Source organism: Pseudomonas neuropathica (assembly GCF_051174785.1).
GTDB classification, from domain to species: domain Bacteria; phylum Pseudomonadota; class Gammaproteobacteria; order Pseudomonadales; family Pseudomonadaceae; genus Aquipseudomonas; species Aquipseudomonas neuropathica_A.
The window spans coordinates 6,364,895-6,388,143 of record NZ_CP195111.1 but is presented as its reverse complement, the minus strand read 5'-3'; the positions used below and the strand labels follow the sequence as shown (position 1 = coordinate 6,388,143).

Annotated in this window: 17 protein-coding genes and 1 tRNA gene; 9 read left to right on the top strand and 9 right to left on the bottom strand. The window is 60.7% G+C overall.

The features are described from left to right. Window positions 1-106: 106 nt before the first annotated feature. Window positions 107-1,222 carry an AI-2E family transporter gene (locus tag ACRRSD_RS28600; protein WP_435036549.1) on the bottom strand — a complete coding sequence of 372 codons (1,116 nt, stop codon included), beginning with the start codon at window positions 1,220-1,222 and terminating at the stop codon, window positions 107-109. 105 nt (window positions 1,223-1,327) lie between these two features. Further along, window positions 1,328-1,933, bottom strand: coding sequence for a TetR/AcrR family transcriptional regulator (locus tag ACRRSD_RS28595; RefSeq protein ID WP_435036548.1), 606 nt, complete (start codon window positions 1,931-1,933; stop codon window positions 1,328-1,330). A 157-nt stretch (window positions 1,934-2,090) separates the two neighbouring features. Here ACRRSD_RS28595 and ACRRSD_RS28590 point away from each other — a divergent pair, with 157 nt between their 5' ends. The 5 genes from ACRRSD_RS28590 (at window position 2,091) to ACRRSD_RS28570 (ending at window position 9,008) form a co-directional block, all read left to right on the top strand. Continuing rightward, on the top strand, window positions 2,091-3,473 hold the full coding sequence (locus tag ACRRSD_RS28590) for an aspartate aminotransferase family protein (protein WP_435036547.1): 1,383 nt from the start codon (window positions 2,091-2,093) through the stop codon (window positions 3,471-3,473). Window positions 3,474-3,775: 302 nt separating this feature from the next. Beyond that, complete coding sequence (locus tag ACRRSD_RS28585) at window positions 3,776-5,479, top strand: amidase (RefSeq protein WP_435036546.1); 1,704 nt, start codon at window positions 3,776-3,778, stop codon at window positions 5,477-5,479. A 463-nt stretch (window positions 5,480-5,942) separates the two neighbouring features. Further along, window positions 5,943-7,238, top strand: a complete 1,296-nt coding sequence (locus tag ACRRSD_RS28580) for an OprD family porin (RefSeq protein ID WP_435036545.1) — start codon at window positions 5,943-5,945, stop codon at window positions 7,236-7,238. A gap of 580 nt (window positions 7,239-7,818) precedes the next feature. Continuing rightward, a complete protein-coding gene (locus ACRRSD_RS28575) occupies window positions 7,819-8,178 on the top strand; it encodes a DUF6124 family protein (RefSeq protein WP_435036544.1) in 360 nt (119 codons plus the stop codon). A 470-nt stretch (window positions 8,179-8,648) separates the two neighbouring features. After that, a complete protein-coding gene (locus ACRRSD_RS28570; protein ID WP_435036543.1) occupies window positions 8,649-9,008 on the top strand; it encodes a DUF6124 family protein in 360 nt (119 codons plus the stop codon). A gap of 232 nt (window positions 9,009-9,240) precedes the next feature. Here the strand turns inward: ACRRSD_RS28570 and ACRRSD_RS28565 are convergent. From ACRRSD_RS28565 to fdnG, 7 genes are all read right to left on the bottom strand, one after another. After that, window positions 9,241-9,336 (bottom strand) — tRNA-Sec (locus ACRRSD_RS28565). Window positions 9,337-9,342: 6 nt separating this feature from the next. Further along, on the bottom strand, window positions 9,343-11,259 hold the full coding sequence (gene selB / locus ACRRSD_RS28560; protein ID WP_435036542.1) for a selenocysteine-specific translation elongation factor: 1,917 nt from the start codon (window positions 11,257-11,259) through the stop codon (window positions 9,343-9,345). After that, window positions 11,256-12,659 (bottom strand): L-seryl-tRNA(Sec) selenium transferase, encoded by a 1,404-nt coding sequence (gene selA / locus ACRRSD_RS28555; protein WP_435038560.1) that lies wholly within the window; start codon window positions 12,657-12,659, stop codon window positions 11,256-11,258. The genes selB and selA overlap by 4 nt, the downstream gene beginning before the upstream one ends. Before the next feature lie 45 nt (window positions 12,660-12,704). Further along, a complete protein-coding gene (gene fdhE / locus ACRRSD_RS28550; protein ID WP_435036541.1) occupies window positions 12,705-13,631 on the bottom strand; it encodes a formate dehydrogenase accessory protein FdhE in 927 nt (308 codons plus the stop codon). Between the two features lie 3 nt (window positions 13,632-13,634). Beyond that, complete coding sequence (locus ACRRSD_RS28545) at window positions 13,635-14,300, bottom strand: formate dehydrogenase subunit gamma (RefSeq protein ID WP_435036540.1); 666 nt, start codon at window positions 14,298-14,300, stop codon at window positions 13,635-13,637. Further along, complete coding sequence (fdxH, locus tag ACRRSD_RS28540) at window positions 14,297-15,232, bottom strand: formate dehydrogenase subunit beta (protein ID WP_093431371.1); 936 nt, start codon at window positions 15,230-15,232, stop codon at window positions 14,297-14,299. The genes ACRRSD_RS28545 and fdxH overlap by 4 nt, the downstream gene beginning before the upstream one ends. Then, the gene (gene fdnG, locus ACRRSD_RS28535) at window positions 15,233-18,298 is read right to left on the bottom strand and encodes a formate dehydrogenase-N subunit alpha (protein WP_435036539.1); all 3,066 of its coding nucleotides are present in this window, start codon (window positions 18,296-18,298) and stop codon (window positions 15,233-15,235) included. A gap of 324 nt (window positions 18,299-18,622) precedes the next feature. On the opposite strand from fdnG, the gene ACRRSD_RS28530 reads away from it, so the two are divergent. From ACRRSD_RS28530 to ACRRSD_RS28515, 4 genes are all read left to right on the top strand, one after another. After that, window positions 18,623-19,777, top strand: coding sequence for a MalY/PatB family protein (locus ACRRSD_RS28530; RefSeq protein ID WP_435036538.1), 1,155 nt, complete (start codon window positions 18,623-18,625; stop codon window positions 19,775-19,777). A 215-nt stretch (window positions 19,778-19,992) separates the two neighbouring features. Continuing rightward, window positions 19,993-20,850, top strand: a complete 858-nt coding sequence (locus tag ACRRSD_RS28525) for an SDR family oxidoreductase (RefSeq protein ID WP_435036537.1) — start codon at window positions 19,993-19,995, stop codon at window positions 20,848-20,850. 214 nt (window positions 20,851-21,064) lie between these two features. Then, window positions 21,065-21,676, top strand: coding sequence for a Yip1 family protein (locus tag ACRRSD_RS28520; RefSeq protein ID WP_435036536.1), 612 nt, complete (start codon window positions 21,065-21,067; stop codon window positions 21,674-21,676). A gap of 45 nt (window positions 21,677-21,721) precedes the next feature. Further along, window positions 21,722-23,065 (top strand): cation:proton antiporter, encoded by a 1,344-nt coding sequence (locus ACRRSD_RS28515; RefSeq protein ID WP_435036535.1) that lies wholly within the window; start codon window positions 21,722-21,724, stop codon window positions 23,063-23,065. Window positions 23,066-23,249: the final 184 nt, after the last annotated feature.

The window sequence follows — 23,249 nt, the reverse complement described above, 5'->3', positions numbered from 1 at the left end:
GTTCCGCTCCTGTCCCTGGGTGGGCGTTGCGCCCGAAAGGCGACTGATTGACCAGCCTAGACCTCAGTGTCGGGGTACGCCAATGCGTCAGCGAGAGGGATGAGTGTCACGGCAAATGTTCTTTGCGCTGGCTCTCCAGAAGCTCGGTGACATCGGCCGGTTGATATACCCAACCGATGAACAATTCGTAGCCAACCGCCAGAATCACCGGCCCGGTGAACAAACCAATAATGCCGCTGGTGACCATGCCGCCCAGTGCGCCTATCAGCACCACCGGCATCGGCACCGCGACGCCGCGACCCAGCAACATCGGTTTGAGCACGTTGTCGGCAAGTCCGGCAATCGCCATCCACACCGCAAAGATGATCGTGCCGGCGCTGACCCCGTCCACGGCGAAGACATAAATCACGATAGGCAACGAGATCAGCAGCACCGGCAATTGGGTTATGCCCAGCAGCAACACCATTAAGGCGAGAACACCGGCCGCCGGCACACCCATGACCACCAGTGCCACGCCGACCAGCAGCATCTGAATAAAGGCGATGCCGACCACACCCTGCGCCACGGCGCGGATGGTTGCCGTGCACAGTTCGGCAATCTGCGGGCCACGCACCGGCCCGGAAATGCGGGTGGTGACAGCCACCGCTGTGCGGTGGCCGCGCTCGCCGTGGTGCATGATCAACCCGGCGACGATCAACGCAACCACAAACACCACGATGCCCGCCCCGACGCCGGCGGCTTGATGCAACACCACTTTGCTCCAGTCCTTGAGGTGCGGCGCCAGTTCCTGAAACACCCAGCTCAGGTCCTGCGAAGCGTGCATCCAGATGCCGTAAAGCGGCGCGCCAATCAACGGCCAGCCTTCGACATTGGCCGGTGGCGGCGGTATCTCGAACTGCCCCGCTTCGAACGTGTGCATGCTGCCCTTGATCGAGTCGGCGATCGAAGCACCCAGCAGGCTCAACGGCAGCATCAGAATCACCAGGCCCAGCAGCACAATAATGATTGCCGCCCAACCATAGCGATTACCAAGTTTGGCGCCCAGAGCCTGATTCAGCGGATACAGCGTGACGGCCAGGATCAGCGCCCAGAGCATGACATTGAGAAACGGATGGAAAATGTCGTAGCAGAACAGCACCAGAACGGTGATCAGACCCGCGCGAATGAGCACGTCCAGCAGTGCTCTGGAACTCTGAAACGCTATCAGCGGTTTGTCTTCCATGTCGGCTCTCCTGATCGGGCCAGCGTTGAACCGCTGTGAGCCTAGTTCACTTCTGGCACATCGTCTCGACGGGTGCCCGCCACGAGTCGCGCGTAATGGCGGCGATCAGCGTTCCAGCATGCCGTGGCACAACAGATTCAAAACCCCGCGCATGTGCAAGGCGTGCGCGGCCCGATCCGGGACTTCCTGAGTGGCGAGGCGAATGAACGCCATGTTCGCGTATTGGTTGAACAGTGTGGCCACCACGTCGACATCGATCGATTCGCGCACTTGCCCCGCCTGCTGAAAATGCAGAAGCAGCGCTTTGGTTTCTTCGATCACGGCCGCATTCCATGGACTCATCGCCTCGGCCAATTCACCCGTCAACAGAAACGGCGCCAGTTCCCGCCACAGCGAAGCCGGCATCGCCTGGAGCTGGTAATCGGTCATCAGCCCTTCGAACTCGCACAACGCCTCCAGCGGATCACTGTCCTCGTCCAGATTCGCTCGCGACTCGCGCATGGCTTGCTCGTCGGGTTGCTTGAGCAAGGCCAGCAAAATCTCCTGCTTGCCGCCGAAATAATTCACCACCGTCGGTGCGGAAACGCCCGCCTGCACGGCGATCTGGTCCAGCGTGGTGGCCGCGAAGCCGTTGCGCTTGAACAACTCGAGCGCCGCCTCGGCAATCACCTGCCGGCGCTGTTCCTTTTGCCGCTCTCTGAGTCCGCTCATGTTGCCTCTGATGATCCTTGCCAATGGCCCTCAGCCTACGGATATCTTTTTTCACCGACAAATATTTTCTTTACAAAAATATTTTTAGATGACAAAACTTTATCCGTGTAGCGCTGGAATGAATGCACTCACCCGCTCAACTTCCCGGAGATCCGCCATGTCCGCCGAATTCGATTCGACCCGCAGTACTCGCGATTACCAAGCCTCTGACGCCGCTCACCACATCCACGCGTTCGTTGATCAGAAGGCACTCAACGAGGAAGGCCCGCGAGTGATGGTCAGCGGCGATCGCCTGGCATTGTGGGACAACGACGGCAAGCGTTATCTGGACGGCATGTCGGGTCTGTGGTGCACCAATCTCGGTTACGGGCGCAAGGATCTCGCCGCCGCCGCGACCGCGCAGCTGGAACAACTGCCCTACTACAACATGTTCTTCCACACCACTCACCCGGCGGTGATCGAGCTGTCGGAGCTGCTCTTCAGCCTGTTGCCCAAGCACTACAGCCACGCGATCTACACCAACTCCGGCTCCGAAGCCAACGAAGTGCTGATCCGCACCGTGCGCAAGTTCTGGCAGGTGATGGGCAAGCCCGAGAAGAAAATCATGATCGGCCGCTGGAACGGCTACCACGGCTCGACCCTCGCCGCGACGGCGCTCGGCGGGATGAAATTCATGCACGAGATGGGCGGCACCATTCCTGATGTGGCGCACATCGATGAGCCGTACTGGTTCGCCCATGAAGGCAATCTCAGCCCGGAGGAGTTCGGCCTGCAAGCCGCGCAGCAACTGGAAGACAAGATTCTCGAACTGGGCGCCGACAAGGTCGCCGCGTTCGTCGCAGAACCGTTTCAGGGCGCGGGCGGGATGATCATTCCGCCGGCGACTTACTGGCCGGAGATTCAGCGCATCTGCCGTCAATATGACGTGCTGCTGTGTGCTGACGAAGTGATTGGCGGGTTTGGTCGCACCGGTGAATGGTTCGCACATCAGGCGTTCGGTTTTGAACCGGACACGCTGTCGATCGCCAAGGGCCTGACCTCGGGTTATATCCCTATGGGCGGTTTGATTCTGTCGCGGCGCATGGCTGAAGCATTGGTCGAGAAAGGTGGCGTATTTGCCCACGGCCTGACCTATTCCGGGCACCCGGTTGCGGCCGCTGTGGCGATTGCCAACCTCAAGGCCTTGCGCGATGAAGGTGTGGTCGCGCAGGTGAAATCCGATACCGGACCGTACCTGCAGAATTGCCTGCGCGAGGTGTTCGGCAATCACCCGTTGGTCGGTGAGATTCAGGGCGTTGGGCTGGTGGCGGCGTTACAGTTTGCAGAGGACAAAGCGACGCGCAAGCGTTTTGCCAATGAAAACGATATCGCTTGGCGTTGCCGCACGATCGGCTTTGAGGAAGGATTGATCATTCGTTCGACATTGGGGCGGATGATCATGGCGCCGGCGCTGGTGGCCACGCGCACGGAGCTGGATGAGTTGATCGACAAGACGCGGATTGCGGTGGATCGGACGGCGCGGGAGTACGGGGTTTTGTAAATGGAATGATGGGTTGTTTGGGCTGACGCCTTCGCGAGCAAGCTCGCTCCCACATTTGGAATGCATTCCACTTGGGTCCCTGGCTCCAAATTTGAAATGCAATCCTTGTGGGAGCGAGCTTGCTCGCGAAGGGCTCGCCGAGGATTCATTGTCGAACAAACAACGATCCCGCCGATTACTCCGCACGCCGCTTGGTGTTAAATAGGCGCCAGTCTTAACCTTGTCGCTTATAGCTGTGCAACGAGAACCGATATGAACACCCATTCCAGGAAAAACACCCAAATTCAAACAGCGGTGAGCGCATGATCGAAGTCACCGAAGTTTCCATTGCCCAACTGCGTGCCGCCCTTGAATCAGGCGAGACCACCTCGGTCGAGTTGGTGCAGGCTTATCTCGCCCGTATCGATGCCTACGATGGCGCCGACACCCCTACCGCGCTGAATGCCGTGGTCGTGCGTAACCCTGAAGCATTGAACGAAGCACAGGCCTCCGATGAGCGCCGTGCCAAAGGCAAAACCCTCGGCCCGCTCGACGGTATTCCCTACACCGCCAAAGACAGCTATCTGGTCAAGGGCCTGACCGCTGCGTCGGGTAGCCCGGCCTTCGCCGATCTGGTCGCCCATCGCGATGCCTTCACCATCGAGCGCCTGCGCGCAGCCGGGGCGATCTGCCTGGGCAAGACCAACATGCCGCCGATGGCCAATGGCGGCATGCAACGCGGCGTCTACGGTCGCGCCGAAAGCCCTTACAACGCCGACTACCTGACCGCACCATTTGCTTCCGGCTCGTCGAACGGTGCCGGCACAGCCACCGCCGCGAGTTTCGCCGCGTTCGGTCTGGCTGAAGAAACCTGGTCGAGTGGGCGTGGCCCGGCGTCGAATAACGGTTTGTGCGCCTACACGCCGTCGCGCGGGGTGATCTCGGTGCGCGGCAACTGGCCGTTGACGCCGACCATGGACGTCGTCGTGCCCTACGCACGGACCATGGCCGACCTGCTCGAAGTCCTCGACATCGTCGTCGCCGAAGACCCGGACACCCGTGGTGACCTCTGGCGCCTGCAACCGTGGGTGCCGATCCCGAGCGTCAGCGAGGTGCGCCCCGCCGCATACGCCGATCTGGCAGCCAACAGCCAAGCGTTGGCCGGCAAGCGTTTCGCCGTGCCGCGCATGTTCATCAATGCCGACCCTGAAGCCGGTACCAGCGAAGCGCCGGGCATCGGTGGCCCAACCGGCCAGCGCATCAACACTCGCGCCTCCGTGATCGACTTGTGGAAGCAGGCACGTCTGGCCCTCGAAGCCGCCGGTGCCGAAGTCATCGAAACCGATTTCCCGCTGGTCTCCAACTGCGAAGGCGACCGCCCCGGCGCGCCGACTGTATTCACCCGTGGTCTGGTCTCGAAAGAATTCCTTCACCATGAGTTGTGGGACCTGACCGCGTGGGCGTTTGACGATTTCCTGCGAGCCAACGGCGACCCGAAGCTGAATCGTTTGGTCGACGTCGACGGGGCAAAGATCTTCCCGCACGAACCGGGCACCCTGCCTAACCGTGAAGGTGATCTGGCTGCTGGCATGGATGAGTACGTACGCATGGCCGAACGTGGTATCACGCCGTGGAATGAAATCTCCACCGTGCCCGACGGCCTGCGCGGCCTCGAGCAGACCCGGCGCATCGACCTCGAAGACTGGATGGACACGCTCGGCCTCGACGCTGTGCTGTTCCCGACGGTGGCCGACGTCGGCCCGGCGGACGCAGACGTCAACCCGGAATCGGCCGACATCGCCTGGAGCAACGGCGTTTGGGTGGCCAACGGCAACCTCGCGATCCGTCACCTCGGCGTGCCGACCGTTACCGTGCCGATGGGCGTAATGGCCGACATCGGCATGCCGGTCGGTCTGACCTTCGCCGGCCGCGCCTACGACGACTCGAACCTGCTGCGTTTCGCCGCTGCGTTTGAATCGACCGGCAGCAAACGGCAGATCCCGCCACGTACGCCGCCATTGTCGTAACGCTTTTAAAACTGTAGGAGCGAGCCTGCTCGCGATAGCGGTGTGTCAGCCTGGATAAACTTGCCTGACACACCGCCATCGCTGGCAAGCCAGCTCCCACAGGTTTCAGCTCCGCCACAAAATCCTCATTCAACCCAAACCCCTGTAGGAGTGAGCCTGCTCGCGATGGCGGTGTGTCAGCCACATTCACCCAAGCTGACACACCGCTATCGCGAGCAGGCTCACTCCTACAAGGGATTGTGTGTAGCCATTAATCTTGAGCCCCCCTGAATTCCTGTGGGAGCGAGCTTGCTCGCGAAAGCGCAGTGCCAGCCGACAGAAATATCGCCTGATGCACCGCCTTCGCGAGCAAGCTCGCTCCCACAGGTTTTGTGTAACCCGTAAATTCAGCACATCCACTCAATCCCCTGTCCTGCAGTTCCTCGATCATCCAGGCCATCTTAATTGCCGCTGGCCACCGACCATGATCGACCGCACCCCCTCGCGCCTCACCCTGCTTGCGCTGCTTTGCGGTCTGACCACCACCGCCCACGCCAGCGGTTTCTTCGACGATGCCAAAAGTGAAGTGCTCAGCCGCAACTTCTACCTGAGCAACGACTATCGCTCGCCCACACCGTCCGGGAAAAACTACAAACAGGAATGGGCTCAAGGCTTTATCGGCACCTTCTCATCCGGTTTCACACCCGGTACGGTCGGCTTCGGCATCGATGCCCACGCCTTCGCCGGACTGAAACTGGACGGCGGCAGGGGCCATTCCGGCACCGGTCTGCTGCCGGTCGACAGCGATGGTCGCAGTGAAAATGATTACTCCAGCGCCGGCGGCGCGCTCAAGCTGAAAGCCTCGCGCACCACCCTCGCCTTCGGCGAAATGACGGTGGAAACCCCGGTGTTCGACACCTCCGACAAACGCCTGCAACCGGAGTACGCCACGGGTTTTCTGCTCAACAGCGCCGAGTTCGACCACATCAATCTGGTGGCCGGGCATTTCACCGCGTTCAAGAATCAGGACAGCTCATCCGGCAAAGGCGATTTCTACGGCTATGGCGCCAATACCGAGGCCGGCGCGATCAGTTTTCTCGGCGCCGATCTGTTCACCGACAGCCCAGTGGGCGGCGCGCTGTATGCCTCCGACCTGAGCGACACCTGGCATCAGTACTACGGCAATTTGCACTTCAAGCAGTCCGGCGTGCTGCTCGACGCCAACCTCTACCACACCCGCGACACCGGCCGAGCGCTGGCCGGAGCCATCGACAACACCGCGTTCAGCCTCTCCGGCAAATACACCTTCGGCCCGCACGCGGTGATGCTCGGCTGGCAACGGATCAATGGCGACACGCCGTTCGATTTCGTCGGCGGCGACTCGATCTACCTCGCCAACTCGATCAAATACGCAGACTTCAACGGCGCCAACGAACGCTCATGGCAGGCGCGCTACGACCTCGACCTCGGCGCCTTCGGCATCCCCGGCCTGAGCTTCATGACCCGCTACGTCAGCGGCAGCCACATCGACGGCACCCACGCGCCCAAGGGCGGCGCCTACAACCCGTTCGACGAGCAAAGCGACAGTTACCAGCCGCAGCAAGGCGACGGCGGCAAGCACTGGGAACGCGATATCGATTTGAAATACATCGTCCAGTCAGGCGCGGCGAAGGATCTGTCGGTGCAGGTCTCGCATGTTTCACATCGAGCCAATGAAGCGCAGGCCGGCGATGACATCGACCGGATCTATGTGGTGATCCAGTACCCGTTGGGTTTTTAACCCACCGCCCATCCCGATTTGAAACGCTATCCCCTGTAGGAGTGAGCCTGCTCGCGATAGCGTCTTTTCAGCAACATTCATGCTGACTGATACACCGTTATCGCGAGCAGGCTCACCCCTACAGGTTTCTGCGTCGATCACCAGGCTGTGTTTACACCGCCGAACCTGTGGGAGCGAGCCTGCTCACGAAGGGGCCAGTGAAATCAGCGCAAATCGCCTTTTAAACTCAGGTGTTTAAAAGACACCTCCAGACACGCCTTCAAGGCTACACACCCTTGCGCCATTGCCTACAGCTACGCCAGAATCCGCCGGCTTGTGCGCCTTGGGGTCGGGTTCTATTGTGGTGCGGTCGCTGACGAATCAGCGATCGGGTTTCGCAGCCCGGACCAATCAAGGCGCACAGCGCTCCAGTGCATTGCCATCCAGATTAATGGCAATGACGCTTCATGGCGGCTGTGCGCGGGATACCTTCGGGTATGCCGGGTACCTTGATTCCCGGTCTGCGAACCTGCGTACAGCTGCCACCTCCCTTCGTTTCGCAGCGAAATGTGGCGGCTCCAGCAATCAAGGAGCTTTACCCATGATCAAACCAACACCCAACCCACCCGAAACCGACGCCACCTCCCCCTACGAATCCCTCGATTCAAAAAAACTCCACGAAGCCGCCGACCGCGCCCTCGATCATTACCTCTGCCCGCCCGGCTCTACGCCACCGCCACGTAAAACCCGTCGGATGTACGCCGTTAACGCAGATTTCAAAAACGAGGAACTGCTGGCCGATGCCTGCGAAACACTCGCTTCAGCCAGAACCATCGCCCATGACTTCGCCCATCTCATACCCGCGTCACAGCGCAGGACACTACTGGGGATCGCGCAGTTGATCATGCTCGGAGAACTGGCGGTGAATCGGGTGATGGATAATCTGGAGTTGCCGCAGTAGCACGGTTCTGTGTCAAGCCTTGAATGAGTCGGTGCAGCAACTGACGTCTTCGCGGGCAAGCCCACTCCCACAGGGAAGCGCATTCCAAGTGTGGGAGCGAGCCTGCTCGCGAAGGGGCCAGTGAAATCAGCGCAAATCGCCTTTTAAACTCAGGTGTTTAAAAGACACCTCCAGACACGTCTTACAGGCTACAAATTCTTGCGCCTTTGCCTACAGCTACGCCAGAATCCGCCGGCTTGTGCGCCTTGGGGGCGGGTTCTATTGTGGTGCGGTCGCTGATTACTTCAGCGATCGGGTTTAGCAGCCCGGGTTATCTCTAGACGCACAAAGTCGGTTGTCGTTATGGCGGCTTTGCGTGGGGCACTTCGGTGCGCCGGGTTCTAGAGTCCTGGTCTGCTAACCCGCGTACAGCCGCCACCTCTTCGTTAGCAGCGAACGGTGGCAGCTTCACTACTCTAGAGGCTTTACCCATGATCAAACCAACACCCAACCCACCCGAAACCGATCTCGCCTCCCCCTACGAATCCCTCGATTCCAAAAAGCTCAACGACGCCGCCGAACGCGCGCTCGATCACTACCTCTGCCCGCCCGGCTCCACGCCACCGCCCCGTAAAACCCGCCGTATGTACGCCGTAAACGCAGATTTCAAAAACGAGGAATTGCTGGCTGATGCCTGCGAAACACTCGCCTCAGCCAGAACCATCGCCCATGACTTCGCCCATCTCATACCCGCGTCGCAGCGCAGGACGCTGTTGGGGATTGCGCAATTGATCATGCTCGGGGAACTGGCGGTGAATCGGGTGATGGATAATCTGGAAATGCCGAAGTAGCGGGCCTCGCGACAGATTCTGAGTGAAGCGCCGGCAGTGCCGACGCCTTCGCGAGCAGGCTCGCTCCCACAGGGACTCGTGTCGCTCACGCGGCTGCGGTTCTACCGCCGAATTTGTGGGAGCGAGCCTGCTCGCGAAGGCGGTGGGTCAGTCAGTGAGATGTTGACTGAAAAACCGCTTTCGCGAGCAGGCTCGCTCCCACACTGGATCGGGGGAGGTCCGGAGGGAAAACTGGCGGAAGGCAGCCGGAGTCGAACCTGCCCGGGAACGGATGCCGTCCCCAACCGGGTTTGAAGCCCGGCCGCGCCACCGGGCGCGATTGCCTTCCTTTAACTCATTGTGCGTTGGCGTGGGCCAGCGCGTTGTCGGGGCGGATCTGTCGGGATTCGCCGAGGCGTCGGGTCAGGCCGACGCGGTCGAAATATTCGAGGTACTGAATACAGCGTTTGCGTCCCAAGCCTAGCGCATCGCGGAAGGTTGTCACCTGGATCTGCGGATTTTCCTTGGCCAGTTTGAGCAACACGTCGGCCATTTGCCGCAGTTGTACGTCACTCAAGAACAGGTCGCGTACGACTTGATGCATCAAACCGAGTCGCGCCAGTTTGCGCAGCAGCAGGCGTACGACGGCGTCGTCCTGACCGAGCATTTTCGCGATGTCGCGTACCCACGGCGGGTCGAATCCGGCGTTTTCGAACAGCGGTTGCATTTGCAGCCAAAGGCTTTCGTCCTCGGCATTCAGCCGCACCTGATGATCCGGCAGGTGCAGCCATGGGCCGCTCGCCTGGATCGACCCTGCCGCCAGCAATTCATCCAGCAAACTCGCAAACGTCGAACGCTCCAGCGCCAGACCACTGAAGCGCCGCAAGCGATCGCGATCGGGGCCCATCTGGTCGGGTTCAAGTTCGTGGAACTGTGCGAGTTGTTCCAGCAGAGTGAACTTCAGTTGCGCCCATCGCTGCACGTTGAACAGCACCGGGCCTTGGCGGGTGTCGATCAGGCGGACGTTTGCCGCTAATGCCCAAGTCGAGCGCGGGCGATTGAATTGGCGTTCCAGGCGCTGCGGGTCGAGGCCTCCGGCGCTGTAATTGAGCAGCACGGGCAAGACGTGTTCGAGTTTGTCGCCAGAGTTCAGGGCGCGCAGTTGCGCCAGACGTTCCGGGCTGCGGCGTTGTCGGGCCGGGGCGAACGGATCGAGCACCTGACCGCCACCGAGGGTGCGTTGCGCACTTTGGTCGCGCACGATCAGTCGATCACCCTTCACCGCGTGCACCGGCGCATTGATCAGCAGCTGCGCGAACATGCGCTCGCCGGGACTCAACCGTGAACCTTCGAGCAAGGCCACCCGAGCGATGACATCTTGCGTGCCGAGGTGCACGTGCACGGGATGGAAGTGTTCGAAGGTGCGCTCGCCGGGCAGCAGTTGAAATTCAATATCGACCCGTTGTGTCGGCGCATACAGCCATTCGCTCAGTAGCCACTGGCCGCGATGGATCTGCGCCAGTTCGAGGCGTTCGCCGGTCAGGTTCAACGCCACGCGCTGGCCGGCGACGGCGTGTTCGGCGGGTTGATTCTGTGCATGCAGGCCGCGCACTCGCACGGTTTTCCCGGATGGCGCGAGGGTGAGTTTGTCGCCGATGGCCACCGCGCCCGACAAAGCCGTCCCGGTCACCACAATTCCCGCACCCGCCACGCTGAAGGCGCGGTCGATGGCCAGGCGAAAACCACCTTCGCGATTGCGTTCCATTACTTCACGTTGCGTCTGCAATAACGTCTCGCGCAGTTCATCAACGCCCTGCCCGGTCACGCTCGACACAAGCACGATCGACGCTTCGGCAAAAGGCCCGGCCTCAAGCAGATCCAGGACCTGCCGCTGAACCTCCTCCACCCTGCCCGCTTCGGCGCGGTCGCATTTGCTGATCGCCACCAAGGCGCGCGGGATACCGAGCAATTCGACAATCGCCAGATGCTCGCGGGTCTGCGGCATCACGCCGTCATCGGCGGCGACCACCAGCAACACCAAGTCGATGCCTTGCGCGCCGGCAAGCATGTTGTGGGTGAATTTCTCGTGACCGGGCACATCGATAAACCCGGTCAGCCCCGCGCCCGGTTTCAGTTCGGCATACAGATAGCCAAGGTCGATGGTCATCCCGCGTTCGCGCTCCTGCGGGCGGCGGTCGCCGGTTTGTCCGGTCAGGGCTTGCAGCAGCGACGTCTTGCCGTGGTCGATGTGCCCCGCCGTGCCGACGATCACGGGTCCACCTGCAGGTGCGGCAATTGCCCGAGCCACGCTGGCTCATCATCGAGCTGACGCAGATCCAGCCACAGCGCATCGTCGTCAATCCGCCCGAGCACAGGGACCGGCAAGGCGCGCAGCGCGGCTTCCAGATTCAACAGGCAACGCCCGCGCAAGCGTTTGGACACTTGCGGGCGGCAGCACAGCGCCGCACTCGGCAAGCGCGCCACTGGTTGGCTGCCGCTGCCGATCATGCCCAAGGCCTCGACTGCGCTGACCTGCCACAGCGAACCCAAGACTTCAGCCAGCGCCGGTTGCAGCCTTATAGCCTGGGCATAGATGTCAGCCTGCGGGCGAGTCAACAGGCGCAGACTCGGCAAACGTTCAGCGAGTCGATCCGGATCGCGATACAACCCCAGCACCGCCTCCAGCGCCGCCAAGGTCAACTTGTCTACCCGCAGCGCGCGTTTCAACGGATTCTTCTTGATCTTCGCGATCAGTTCTTTACGCCCGACGATCAACCCGGCCTGCGGGCCACCGAGCAGTTTGTCGCCGCTGAACGTGACGATGTCCGCGCCATCCAGCAGCGCTTGCCGCACCGTCGGTTCCGCCGGCAACCCCCAGCGCGTCAGATCCAACAGACTGCCGCTGCCCAGATCTTCCAGCAGCGGCAATCCATGCCGATGGGCCAACTCCGCCAGCTCAGCGGTCGGTACCCGGGCGGTAAAACCTTCGATGCTGTAGTTGCTCGCGTGCACGCGCATGATCAAACCGCTGCGTGGGTTGATCGCCGCTTCGTAGTCGCGGGCGTGGGTGCGATTGGTCGTGCCGACTTCGTGCAGCCGTACGCCGGCGCGGGCCATGATGTCGGGGATGCGAAACGCGCCGCCGATTTCGATCAGCTCGCCACGGGAAATAATGCCTTCCTTGCGCGCGCCCAAACTGTTGAGCGTCAGCAGCACGGCGGCGGCATTGTTGTTGACCACGGTGACGGCTTCGGCACCGGTCAATTCGCGGATCAGACCTTCGATCAGATCATCGCGATCACCGCGTTTGCCGCTGGCCAGATCGAATTCCAGATTGAGTGGATAACGAGCGGCCATCTGCACGGCGTCGATGGCTTCGTCCGGCAACAAGGCGCGACCGAGGTTTGTGTGCAGCACCGTGCCGGTCAGGTTGAAGACCCGGCGCACATGGCTGCGCTGTTGCTGGGCCAAGCGTTCACCGACGCGGCCGGCAAGCACTTCGGGACAGATTTCGACGGCTGATAATTGCCCGTTCAACACGCCGGGCCGCAATTCATCGAGCAATTGCCGCAAACTCGCCAACAACGACTCACGCCCGTGACGCCCAAGTAACGGCGCACACGCCGGGTGCCGCAACAAACCATCAATGGAAGGTAACCGCAGGGACATCAGCCACTCCTGGAAACAGATCACTGCGCCAGAGTGTAGACCCTTCGTTCACTCGTCTCCGGGTGCTAGCAACAAGTTCGGCGCCAAGCGCTGATAACCGTCCTGCGCCAGTCGCATATCCAGCAGCAGGCTGCTCAAGTCAGCCGACAATGCCTCGGCATCGGCATCGTTCTCCAGATACACCAGTTTCAGATAGCTGTTACAACCCGGACAGACCTCCGCCCGCAACGGCGCTTGATTAGCGGCATGGCGATCATCCTCTAGGCTCAGATAATCGAGGCCCTTGCTCGATTCGCAATACACGCACTTGACCCGCACCACATGCCATTCGCAGGCGCACAGCGAGCAGACCAGATAACGCAAACCGTTGTGCTTGCCCCGATGGCGGATCACCCCGGCCATCGCCGGTGAGCCACAGGCCGGACATTGGCTGAGGCTGTCACCGGGTTTGAGTTGCAGATTCGGCGCGCTGAGCAGCCAATGACTCCACGCCACTTGCAGCGCCGCGCCGAGAAACGGCACCAACGCCGCCGGCACCAGCGAATATTGACCACTGACCAACGCCACGGCCCATGACCGTAACTGGCCGGAACTGACAGCCCGCAACGTCGTTACCGCATCAATAACGGCAGGTTGCTCAGCAGGTTCATAACGTTGCAGCAAAGCTTCAAGGTAAGCCTGCCAGCCCTCCTCACGCACCAACGTGTCCGCCGCAAACGGCGGCAAACCATGCTGCTGACAAGCCTCGATCCGCTGTTGATCAAACGGCGCGGTCAGCGGCGGGTCATCAAACACCTGCTGCTGCACCCGGCACAACCCGGCGATCAAGCGTAAGTACTCGGCCAACGGGTGCCCTTGCGCCAAAAACTCTAGACGATCAGCCCGCAGCGCAAACAGGTTCGAAGGCGGCAGATGCAGAAACGGCGGCGAACTGGCCGCCGCTTCGATTTCCCCAGGTTCAAGAATGGTTGGCAAAGGTCAGCCCTTTTTGGTGATCGGTCGCTCCGGCACGTCCGGTTGGCGTTCATCGCGGGTGACCTCGCGATACCAGAGTTCATGGTGTTTCTTCGCCCAGGCGCGGCTCACCCAGCCGTGCAGCATCGCGTCCACCGAGCCTTTGATCCACAGCCCGGCGTAGATGTGAATGATGATGCTCAGCACCAGAATGAACCCGGCCAGCGCATGCAGGAGCATCGCCCAGCGAATCACGGTGATGCCGAAATACGTACTGAACCAGGCGCGCCAGATCACCAGTCCGGTGAACAGCAAGCCGAGCATGCACAGCAGTAAAGTCCAGAACAGCAGCTTTTGCCCGGCGTTGTATTTGCCCACTGGCGGTACGCTTTCTTCGTCGTTGACCAGCACCCGGTCAATACGGCGCAGCCACTTGCCGTCGTTGCTGATGAAGAAGTTGGCGCGCCAGAAACTCAGCACCAGACCGAGAAAAAACACGAACATCGCTATTCCCATGTAAGGATGCAGAATCCGCGTCCACGGCCCGCCGCCGAACAGGTTGCTCAGCCAGAACAGCGACGGATGAAACAACGCCAGCCCGGACAGCCCGGCCATGAAAAACAGGATCGCCACCAGCCAGTGATTGGTGCGCTGGTTGGCGGTGTATCGCAGGATCGTCTTGTTGCTCATGGCCGGTCCTCCCCGCGTGGATCGAAAGTGTGCACCGCCGGATCGACGACGTGCACCGAGGTATCGGGTGGCGTTGGATGCTCATCTTCTTCGACGCGATTCGGGCCGATGCGCACGTAATGGAAGAACCCCGCCAGCACCGCCGCGCCCATGGCCAGCAGGCCCAAAGGTTTGCTGATGCCTTTCCACAGGCCCACCAACGGACTGATTGCCGGATCTTGCGGTAAACCAGCATAGATTTTCGGCGTGTCGGCGTGGTGCAGCACGTACATCACGTGCGTGCCGCCAACACCTGCCGGGTCATACAGACCGGCGTTTTCGAAGCCACGGCTTTTCAGGTCGACGATGCGCTCGGCGGCGTGTTCCTTCATGTCTTCCTTGGTGCCGAAAACGATGGCGCCGGTCGGACAGGTTTTCACGCAGGCCGGTTCCAGCCCTACCGCCACGCGATCCGAGCACAAGGTGCATTTGTAGGCCTTGTGATCTTTCTGCGAAATACGCGGAATGTTGAACGGGCAACCGGTGATGCAATAACCGCAGCCGATGCAATGATCCTGATCGAAATCGACGATGCCATTGGCATGTTTGATGATCGCGCCGGGACTCGGGCACGCCGCCAGACAACCGGGCTCGGCGCAGTGCATGCAGCCGTCCTTGCGGATCAACCACTCGAGGTTGCCGGCGTCGGTTTCGTGCTCGGTGAAACGCATCAACGTCCAGGTTTCCGCGCTGAGGTCTTGCGGGTTGTCGTAGGTGCCGTGGTTGTGGCCGACCTCGTCGCGCAGCTCGTTCCATTCCGAGCAGGCGACCTGACAGGCCTTGCAGCCGATGCATTTGGTGGTGTCGATCAGCTTGGCCACCGCCTCCTGATTCCTCACCGACGGCGGCACGGTCGTGGTGGCCGAGCGGGCAATAATGTCTTGGCTGGCCATTTACAGTTTCTCCACGTTGACCAGGAATGACTTGGATTCCGGGGTCTGTGTATTGCCATCGCCGAGGAACGGCACCAGGGTGTTGGTCAGGTAACCGTGACGCGTCAGGCCGGTGAAGCCCCAGTGCAGCGGGATGCCGATCTGATGCACGACCTGGCCGTTGACCTGCAGCGGCCGGATCCTTTTCGTCACCACCGCCACTGCTTCGATAAAGCCGCGTTTGCAACTGACGCGTACGCGATCACCGGCGGCAATGCCCTTCTCTTTCGCCAACACTTCGCCGATTTCCACGAACTGCTCAGGTTGGGCAATCGCGTTCAACTTGCAGTGCTTGCTCCAGAAGTGGAAATGCTCGGTGAGCCGGTAACTGGTGCCGGCGTACGGGAAGTCCTTGGCCTCGCCGAGGGTTTCCCAGACCGAATCGAAGATCCGCGCCGCCGGGTTGCTGGTGGCTTTCTTGTTTTGCGGGTGCAGCGGGTTGATGCCGATCGGCGTTTCGAACGGCTCGTAGTGCTCGGGGAATGGCCCCTCGTTCATCTTGTCCACGGCGAAGAACCGCGCGACGCCTTCGGGGTTCATAATGAACGGGTTCATTCCGGCTTCCGGCGGCACATCGGCTTTGTAGTCCGGCACATCGGTGCCGCCCCAAGCCTTGCCGTTCCACCACACCAGACGCTTTTTCGGATCCCACGGTTTGCCCGCGACGTCCGCCGAAGCACGGTTGTAGAGAATCCGCCGGTTGGCCGGCCAGGCCCACGCCCAGCCCAGATGCTGATGCATGCCGAACGGATCCGCGTTGTCGCGCCGGGCCATCTGGTTGCCGGCCTCGGTCCAGCTACCGGCGAAGATCCAGCAACCGGACGCAGTGCTGCCGTCATCCTTGAGCAAGCCAAACCCGGCCAGTTGCGAACCAGCCTTGACCGCCACACCCGTGGCATCAGTGAAATCAGTCACGGCGCTGCCATTGATTTCCTTGGCCAGTTCCTCCGGCGAGGGCTCGTCGGGGATCTTGTACGGCCACGTCAGTTTCAGCAGCGGATCGGGGAATTTGCCGCCCTCGGCCTGATAGCGCTTGCGCAGGCGCAGGAACAATTCGCTCATGATGCGGATGTCGGTCTGCGCTTCGCCCGGGCCATCGGCACCTTTCCAGTGCCATTGCAGCCAGCGACTGCTGTTGACCAGCGAGCCGTCCTCTTCGGCAAAACAAGTGGTGGGCAGGCGAATGACTTCGGTCTGGATCTCGGCGCTTTTCACATCGTTGTACGGCCCGACGTTGTGCCAGAACTCCGAGGTTTCAGTGGCCAACGGATCCATCACCACCAGCCATTTCAGCTTGGCCAGTGCGCCCATTACGCGGTTTTTGTCCGGCAGCGCGGCGATCGGGTTGAAGCCTTGGCAGAAGTAGCCGTTGACCTTGCCCTGGCTCATCAGGTCGAACATCTTCAGCACGTCATAGTTGGGGATGTCGAGTTTCGGCAAATGGTCGTAGCACCAATTGTTCTCGACGGTGGCGTTGGCGCCGTACCACGACTTCATCAGGCTGACGTGGAATTTGCTGTAGTTCTGCCAATAGGACAATTGCCCCGGGCGCAGCGGGACTTGCGTACGTTTGTGAATGAACTGGGCGTAATCCTGCTCGGTGTCGCTGCCCAGGGTCAGATAGCCCGGCAGTGCATTGGAGAGCAAGCCAAGGTCGGTCAGTCCCTGAATGTTCGAGTGACCGCGCAAGGCGTTGACGCCGCCACCGGGCATGCCGACGTTGCCCAGCAGCAATTGCACCATCGCCGCACTGCGGATGATCTGCGCGCCGATCGAGTGCTGCGTCCAGCCGAGCGCATAGAGAATCGTCATGGTCTTGCCCGGGATCGAGCAGGTGGCGATTTCTTCCCAGATTTTCTGCATGGCGTCGACCGGCATGCCGCAGATCTGGCTGGCAAGGTCGACGGTGTAGCGACTGTAATGCTGCTTCATCAATTGATAGACGCAGCGCGGGTCTTGCAGGGTCGGGTCGACTTTGGCGAAGCCGTCCTCCCCCAGTTCGTAACCCCAGCCGGATTTGTCGGTATAGCTGCGCTTGGCGACGTCGTAACCGCTGAAAATGCCGTCTTCGAAGCCATAGCCGGCTTTGACGATGAACGACACGTCGGTGTAGTTGCGCACGTATTCGTGCTGGATCTTGTCCTCGGTCAGCAGGTAATTGATCAGCCCGCCCATGAAGGCGATGTCGGTGCCGGTGCGGATCGGCGCGTAGTAGTCGGCCACCGAAGCGGTCCGGGTAAAACGCGGATCAACCACAATCAGCCGCGCAGCGTTGTGCGCTTTGGCCTCGGTCACCCATTTGAAGCCGCACGGATGCGCTTCTGCTGCGTTGCCGCCCATCACCAGGATCAGATTCGCGTTGGCGATATCGGTCCAGGTATTGGTCATGGCACCACGGCCGTACGTCGGGGCAAGACTTGCCACCGTCGGGCCGTGTCAGACACGCGCCTGGTTATCGAACCCCAACATGCCGAGACTGCGAATCACTTTCTGGGTGATGTAACCAGCTTCGTTGGACGCCGCCGATGCCGCGAGGAAACCGGTGGTCAGCCAGCGATTCACCGTTTGCCCGTTGGCATTTTTCTCGATGAAGTTGGCGTCGCGGTCGGTTTTCATCAGGTCGGCGATGCGGTCGAGCGCTTCGTCCCAACTGATTCGCGTCCATTCACTGCTGCCCGGCTTGCGGGTTTGCGGGTAGAGCAAACGGCCGGGGCTGTGAATGAAGTCGAGAAGGCCTGCGCCTTTCGGGCAAAGGGTGCCGCGGTTGACCGGGTGGTCGGCGTCACCCTCGATGTGAATGATGCTTTGCGCGACGTTCTTCGCGGCATCGCCCTGGCTGTACATGATCAAACCGCAACCGACCGAGCAATACGGGCAGGTGTTGCGGGTTTCATGGGTGTGGGCAAGCTTGAAGTGGCGCACCTGCTCGGCGAAGGCTTGCGTCGGGGCCATGCCCAACGCGCCCAGGCTCGAGCCTGCAAGGCCGATACCGGCGACCTTGAAGAACTGACGACGGCTGAGATCCATCGTGCACTCCTGATCAGGTGGAACCCGGTACTTGTGCCGGGTTTTATCTGGACAATCACGGTTGCGGCAAACGTCTGCCGACCTTTTCACTGTAGACAATGACCACACGATCTGTGTGAAAACCGACCGTCGGCGACAATCGGTCAAGCACTGAGAAACCTGTGGGAGCGAGCCTGCTCGCGAAGAGGCCCTGTCAGTTGAAACAAATATTGACTGACACACCGCTTTCGCGAGCAGGCTCGCTCCCACAGGTTTTGTGTGCTCCCACCGGGCCATGGGCTTAGAATGCCCGGCAGGACCAATCCCGCCTTCACGAGACCGCGCATGACTTTCGATTTTGATCAGGTATTCGACCGCCACAACACCGGCAGCACCAAGTGGAGCCGCTATTCGGCCGACGTGTTGCCGATGTGGGTCGCTGATATGGATTTCGCCGCGCCACCGGTGGTGATCGAGGCACTTCAACAACGCCTGCTGCATCCATTGGTGGGCTACAGCGTGGCGCAGGACAACCTGCGTGAAGCCATCGTCGCCGATCTCTGGAACAAGTTCTCCTGGAAGGTCAAACCGCAAGAGCTGATTTTCCTGCCGGGCGTCGAGTCCGGTTTCAACATGGCTTTGAAAGCGCTGGTGCAGCCGCAGCAGAACGTTGTGGTGCAAGTGCCGAACTACCCGCCGCTGCGTCACGCTCCGGGGCATTGGGGTTTGAACAAGGTCGAGCTGGAGTTCGTCGCACAGGCTGACGGTACTTACTCAACGCCGCTGGACGTACTGCGGGAATCGCTGAACGGTGGCGGCGCGCTGTTGCTGAGCAATCCGCACAACCCGATCGGCAAGGTGTTTGGCCGTGAGGAACTGCAAGCGGTGGCCGACATTTGTGCGGCGCAGGACGCGTGGATCATCTCCGACGAAATCCACGCCGAACTGTGCTTCGACGGTCGCGTGCACATTCCGACCGCATCCTTGAGCCCGGAGATTGCCAAGCGCACCATCACCCTGATGTCGGCGAGCAAGGCCTACAACATCGCCGGCCTGAAGACCTCGTTCATGATCATCCAGAACGCCGCCCTGCGCGAACGCGTCAACCACGCCCGTTGCGGCATGGTCGACAGCGTCAACCCGCTGGGCATGGAAGCCACCCGCGTCGCCTACAGCGAAGGTGCGCCGTGGCTGGCCGAACTGAAAACCTATCTGCAGGCCAACCGCGACTGGCTGGTTGACGCGGTGCGCAGCCGCTTGCCGGGCGTGACCCTCAATGTGCCGCAGGGCACGTATCTGGCCTGGCTGGATTGCTCGGCGCTGGATCTGGACAACCCGCAGCAGTTCTTCCTTGAGAAGGCCAAGGTGGGCCTCAGCCCCGGTCTGGACTTCGGCGATCAACACCAGCAGTTCGTACGCCTGAACTTCGGCTGCCCGCGTTCGTTGCTCGAAGAAGGCATCGCCCGCATGGAGCGCGCCCTGACAAACCGCAACACCTGAAACCACCACTAAACCTGTGGGAGCGAGCCTGCTCGCGAAAGCGGTCTTTCATTTAATAAATGATGGCGACTGATACACCGCATTCGCGAGCAGGCTCGCTCCCACATTGGGTTTTGCATTTCCAAGTCGGAAAATGCAGCGTAAATCCGATCGAACTCACGGCAAACGCACCGGGTCAACCGCCCATACCTGCCCTGAAACCTCGGAGACCCGCGATGACCGACTATCCAAAACCACCCTTCCCCGCACAAGCCCAAGCCGTTCCCGGTTCGCAGCGCAAAATGGAGCCCTATCCCGATTGCGGCGAGCAAAGCTATGTAGGTTCCGGGCGACTGGCCGGCAAGATTGCCCTGATCACCGGCGCCGACAGCGGCATCGGCCGCGCCGTGGCGATAGCCTTCGCCCGTGAAGGCGCCGACGTTGCGGTCGCCTATCTGAATGAACACGAGGACGCCAAGGAAACCGCGCGCTGGGTCGAACAGGCCGGGCGTCAGTGCCTGCTGTTGCCGGGCGATATCGCGCAGAAGGCCCAGTGTCAGGCCTTGGTCGACAAAACCGTTGAACGCTTTGGCCGCATCGACGTGCTGGTCAACAACGCGGCGTTCCAGATGACCCATGAAAACTTCGAAGAAATCCCCGACGAAGAATGGGTGATGACCTTCGACGTCAACATCACCGCGATTTTCCGGCTGTGCCAGGCCGCGATTAAACACATGGGTCCTGGTTCGTCGATCATCAACACCAGTTCGGTGAACTCGGACATGCCCAAACCGACCCTGCTCGCCTACGCCACCACCAAAGGCGCGATCGCCAACTTCACCGGCGGCCTGGCGCAGATGCTCGGTCCGAAGGAAATCCGCGTGAACAGCGTGGCACCGGGGCCGATCTGGACGCCGCTGATTGTCTCGACGATGCCCGATGAAGAAGTACAGAACTTCGGCGGCAACACCCCGCTTGGCCGCCCCGGGCAACCGGTGGAAGTGGCGCCGATCTACGTGCTGCTGGCCTCGGACGAAGCCAGTTATATCACCGGCCAGCGCTATGGCGTGACCGGTGGTAAACCGATGCTCTGACTGCCCACCTCCATCTCTCTGCAGGAGCTGCCGAAGGCTGCGATCTTTTGATTTTGTTCTGCAATCAAGATCAAAAGATCGCAGCCTGCGGCAGCTCCTGCAGGACGGTGTGAGCCCGTAAAATCCGTGGTGTGCAGAAAAACTGAACTGCCGTCCCCAAGACCTCTCCATACCTTTAAGAGCCCCAACAGGTCGTCAGGATCAGGAGGTCGTCATGTCCGCCCCTCTCATCAAGCTCTTCACCCAACCCAACTTCGCCTGGACCGATATCCGTCGCGAAGAAGAAGCCCATCCCCGGCATTACCTCGCCCATCTGCTGGTGCTGGCATTGATTCCGCCGGTGTGTCTGTTCATCGGTACCACCTATGTCGGCTGGAGTCTGGCGGCCGGTGAAACCGTGCGATTAAGCAGCGCCAGTGCTCTGCAGCTGAGCATTCTGCTGTACATCGCTATCGTTGCCGGGGTCGCGGTGATCGGCGCTTTCATTCGCTGGATGTCGCGTGCCTTCGATAGCCGCCCGACGCTCAACCAATGCATCGGATTCGCCGCCTACACGGTGACACCGTTTTTTGTCGCCGGCATCGCCGGGCTGTACCCAAGTCGTTGGCTGGCAATTCTGGTGCTCGGTGCTGCCTCGGTGTATTCGACGTTCCTGTTGTTCGTCGGCCTGCCGACCTTCATGCATGAGCGCAAGGAGCAAGGCCTGCTCAATGCGGCATGCGTATGGGGCGTCGGTTTACTGGTGATGGTGACCATTCTGGTGTCGATGATTCTGTTGTGGTTCAACGTGCTCATTCCTGAGTACCTGCGCACGACCGTAGGCTGACCCGGTGCGATTGCCGTCACATCGACCACTTGAGGGCGGCACATCATGAGTTTTGTCGTGTGGGTGGCGGTGCTCGGCGCCGTGTTGTTAACCCTGGCACTGACCTCGTCATACCTGCGCTGGATGCCGGTGACCACCTCAGCGGTATGTTTGCTGCTGGGAATCGGCATCGGCCCCAGCGGCCTCGATCTGCTGAAGCTATCCCTGGAAAATGCCTCGCTGTGGATGGAGCACCTGACGGAAGTCGCGGTGTTGTTTTCCCTGTTCGTCTGTGGCCTGAAGCTGCGACTGTCTCTGCGCGACAAGCGTTGGCGCATCGCTTTTGGTCTGGCCGGGCCGGTGATGGTGCTGACCATAATTGGCGTTTGTCTGCTGCTGCATTTTGCCTTGCGCTTGTCGTGGGGGCCGTCGCTATTGATTGCTGCGATTCTGGCGCCGACCGACCCGGTGCTGGCGGCGCTGGTGCAGGTCAACGATGCGCGGGATGTCGACAGTGTGCGTTTCGGTCTCTCTGGCGAGGCCGGGCTGAACGACGGGATTGCCTTCCCGTTTGTGATCCTTGGCCTGTTGTTGATGCACGGCGACGGCAGCGCCGCCGAATGGCAGGGCTGGGTGTTGCGTAACGTATTGTGGGCGGTGCCTGCCGGATTGCTCACCGGTTACTGGATGGGCCGTGGTATCGGTCGCGTGACCCTTTCGTTGCGCATCCACAATGACGACAGCACGCTCAGCCCCAATGATTATCTGGCATTGTCGCTGATTGCCCTGGCCTATGTGGTCGCCGAGGCGATTGGCGGTTATGGCTTCCTGTCGGTGTTCGCCGCTGGGCTGGGCTTGCGCCAGGTCGAAGTGCAATCCACCGGCGCTGGCCAACCTCCCGCCGAGCACTTGGTGCAGCCGGTAGTCGGCCATCAGAACGTCGAACCGCAACACGCGGTGCACGGTGACACCGAACGGCTGGAAAGCAGCCAGGTCGCCGCCGGGATCATGATGGGCGATATGTTGTCGTTCGGCAGTCTGGTCGAGCGTGCCATGGAAGTGTTTCTGGTGACCCTGCTTGGCGTGGTTCTGGTGGCGCACTGGGATTGGCGGGCTTTGCTGGTGGGCGGCGTGTTGTTCTGCCTGATCCGCCCGGCCTGCGTCGCGTTGATGCCTTGGGGTGCACTGATGGAAGGACGGCAACGGCTATTGATCGGCTGGTTCGGCATTCGCGGGATCGGTAGCCTGTTCTATCTGTTTTATGCCTTGAATCACGGGCTGACCGATAGCGTGGCCAGCGTGTGCACCGACCTGACCTTGTCAGTGGTGGCGCTGAGCATTTTGCTCCACGGGATCAGTACGCAACCGATCCTCGCTCGCTATGAGCAGCATAAGAAACAAAAAACCTGATTTTTAATCCTGAACTTTATCGATTTATTGATCGAATTTTTTTCTGTAAAAAAATGGATCCCTGCGCAATGGCCGGCAGTCACAAGCATAACCCCTCGCCGGAAACATCAGGCGGGGCCCGCCAGGTTCGGTTCCACTGCGGCGTTTAAGCCTGTTAAAGGAATCCTTGAAGAATAAGGTTACG

Bases quoted from the DNA above. Each gene is read 5' to 3' on its own strand.
- ACRRSD_RS28600 (WP_435036549.1), bottom strand. From the start codon at position 1,222: ATGGAAGACAAACCGCTGATAGCGTTTCAGAGTTCCAGAGCACTGCTG.
- ACRRSD_RS28595 (WP_435036548.1), bottom strand. From the start codon at position 1,933: ATGAGCGGACTCAGAGAGCGGCAAAAGGAACAGCGCCGGCAGGTGATT.
- ACRRSD_RS28590 (WP_435036547.1), top strand. From the start codon at position 2,091: ATGTCCGCCGAATTCGATTCGACCCGCAGTACTCGCGATTACCAAGCC.
- ACRRSD_RS28585 (WP_435036546.1), top strand. From the start codon at position 3,776: ATGATCGAAGTCACCGAAGTTTCCATTGCCCAACTGCGTGCCGCCCTT.
- ACRRSD_RS28580 (WP_435036545.1), top strand. From the start codon at position 5,943: ATGATCGACCGCACCCCCTCGCGCCTCACCCTGCTTGCGCTGCTTTGC.
- ACRRSD_RS28575 (WP_435036544.1), top strand. From the start codon at position 7,819: ATGATCAAACCAACACCCAACCCACCCGAAACCGACGCCACCTCCCCC.
- ACRRSD_RS28570 (WP_435036543.1), top strand. From the start codon at position 8,649: ATGATCAAACCAACACCCAACCCACCCGAAACCGATCTCGCCTCCCCC.
- ACRRSD_RS28545 (WP_435036540.1), bottom strand. From the start codon at position 14,300: ATGAGCAACAAGACGATCCTGCGATACACCGCCAACCAGCGCACCAAT.
- fdxH (WP_093431371.1), bottom strand. From the start codon at position 15,232: ATGGCCAGCCAAGACATTATTGCCCGCTCGGCCACCACGACCGTGCCG.
- ACRRSD_RS28530 (WP_435036538.1), top strand. From the start codon at position 18,623: ATGACTTTCGATTTTGATCAGGTATTCGACCGCCACAACACCGGCAGC.
- ACRRSD_RS28525 (WP_435036537.1), top strand. From the start codon at position 19,993: ATGACCGACTATCCAAAACCACCCTTCCCCGCACAAGCCCAAGCCGTT.
- ACRRSD_RS28520 (WP_435036536.1), top strand. From the start codon at position 21,065: ATGTCCGCCCCTCTCATCAAGCTCTTCACCCAACCCAACTTCGCCTGG.
- ACRRSD_RS28515 (WP_435036535.1), top strand. From the start codon at position 21,722: ATGAGTTTTGTCGTGTGGGTGGCGGTGCTCGGCGCCGTGTTGTTAACC.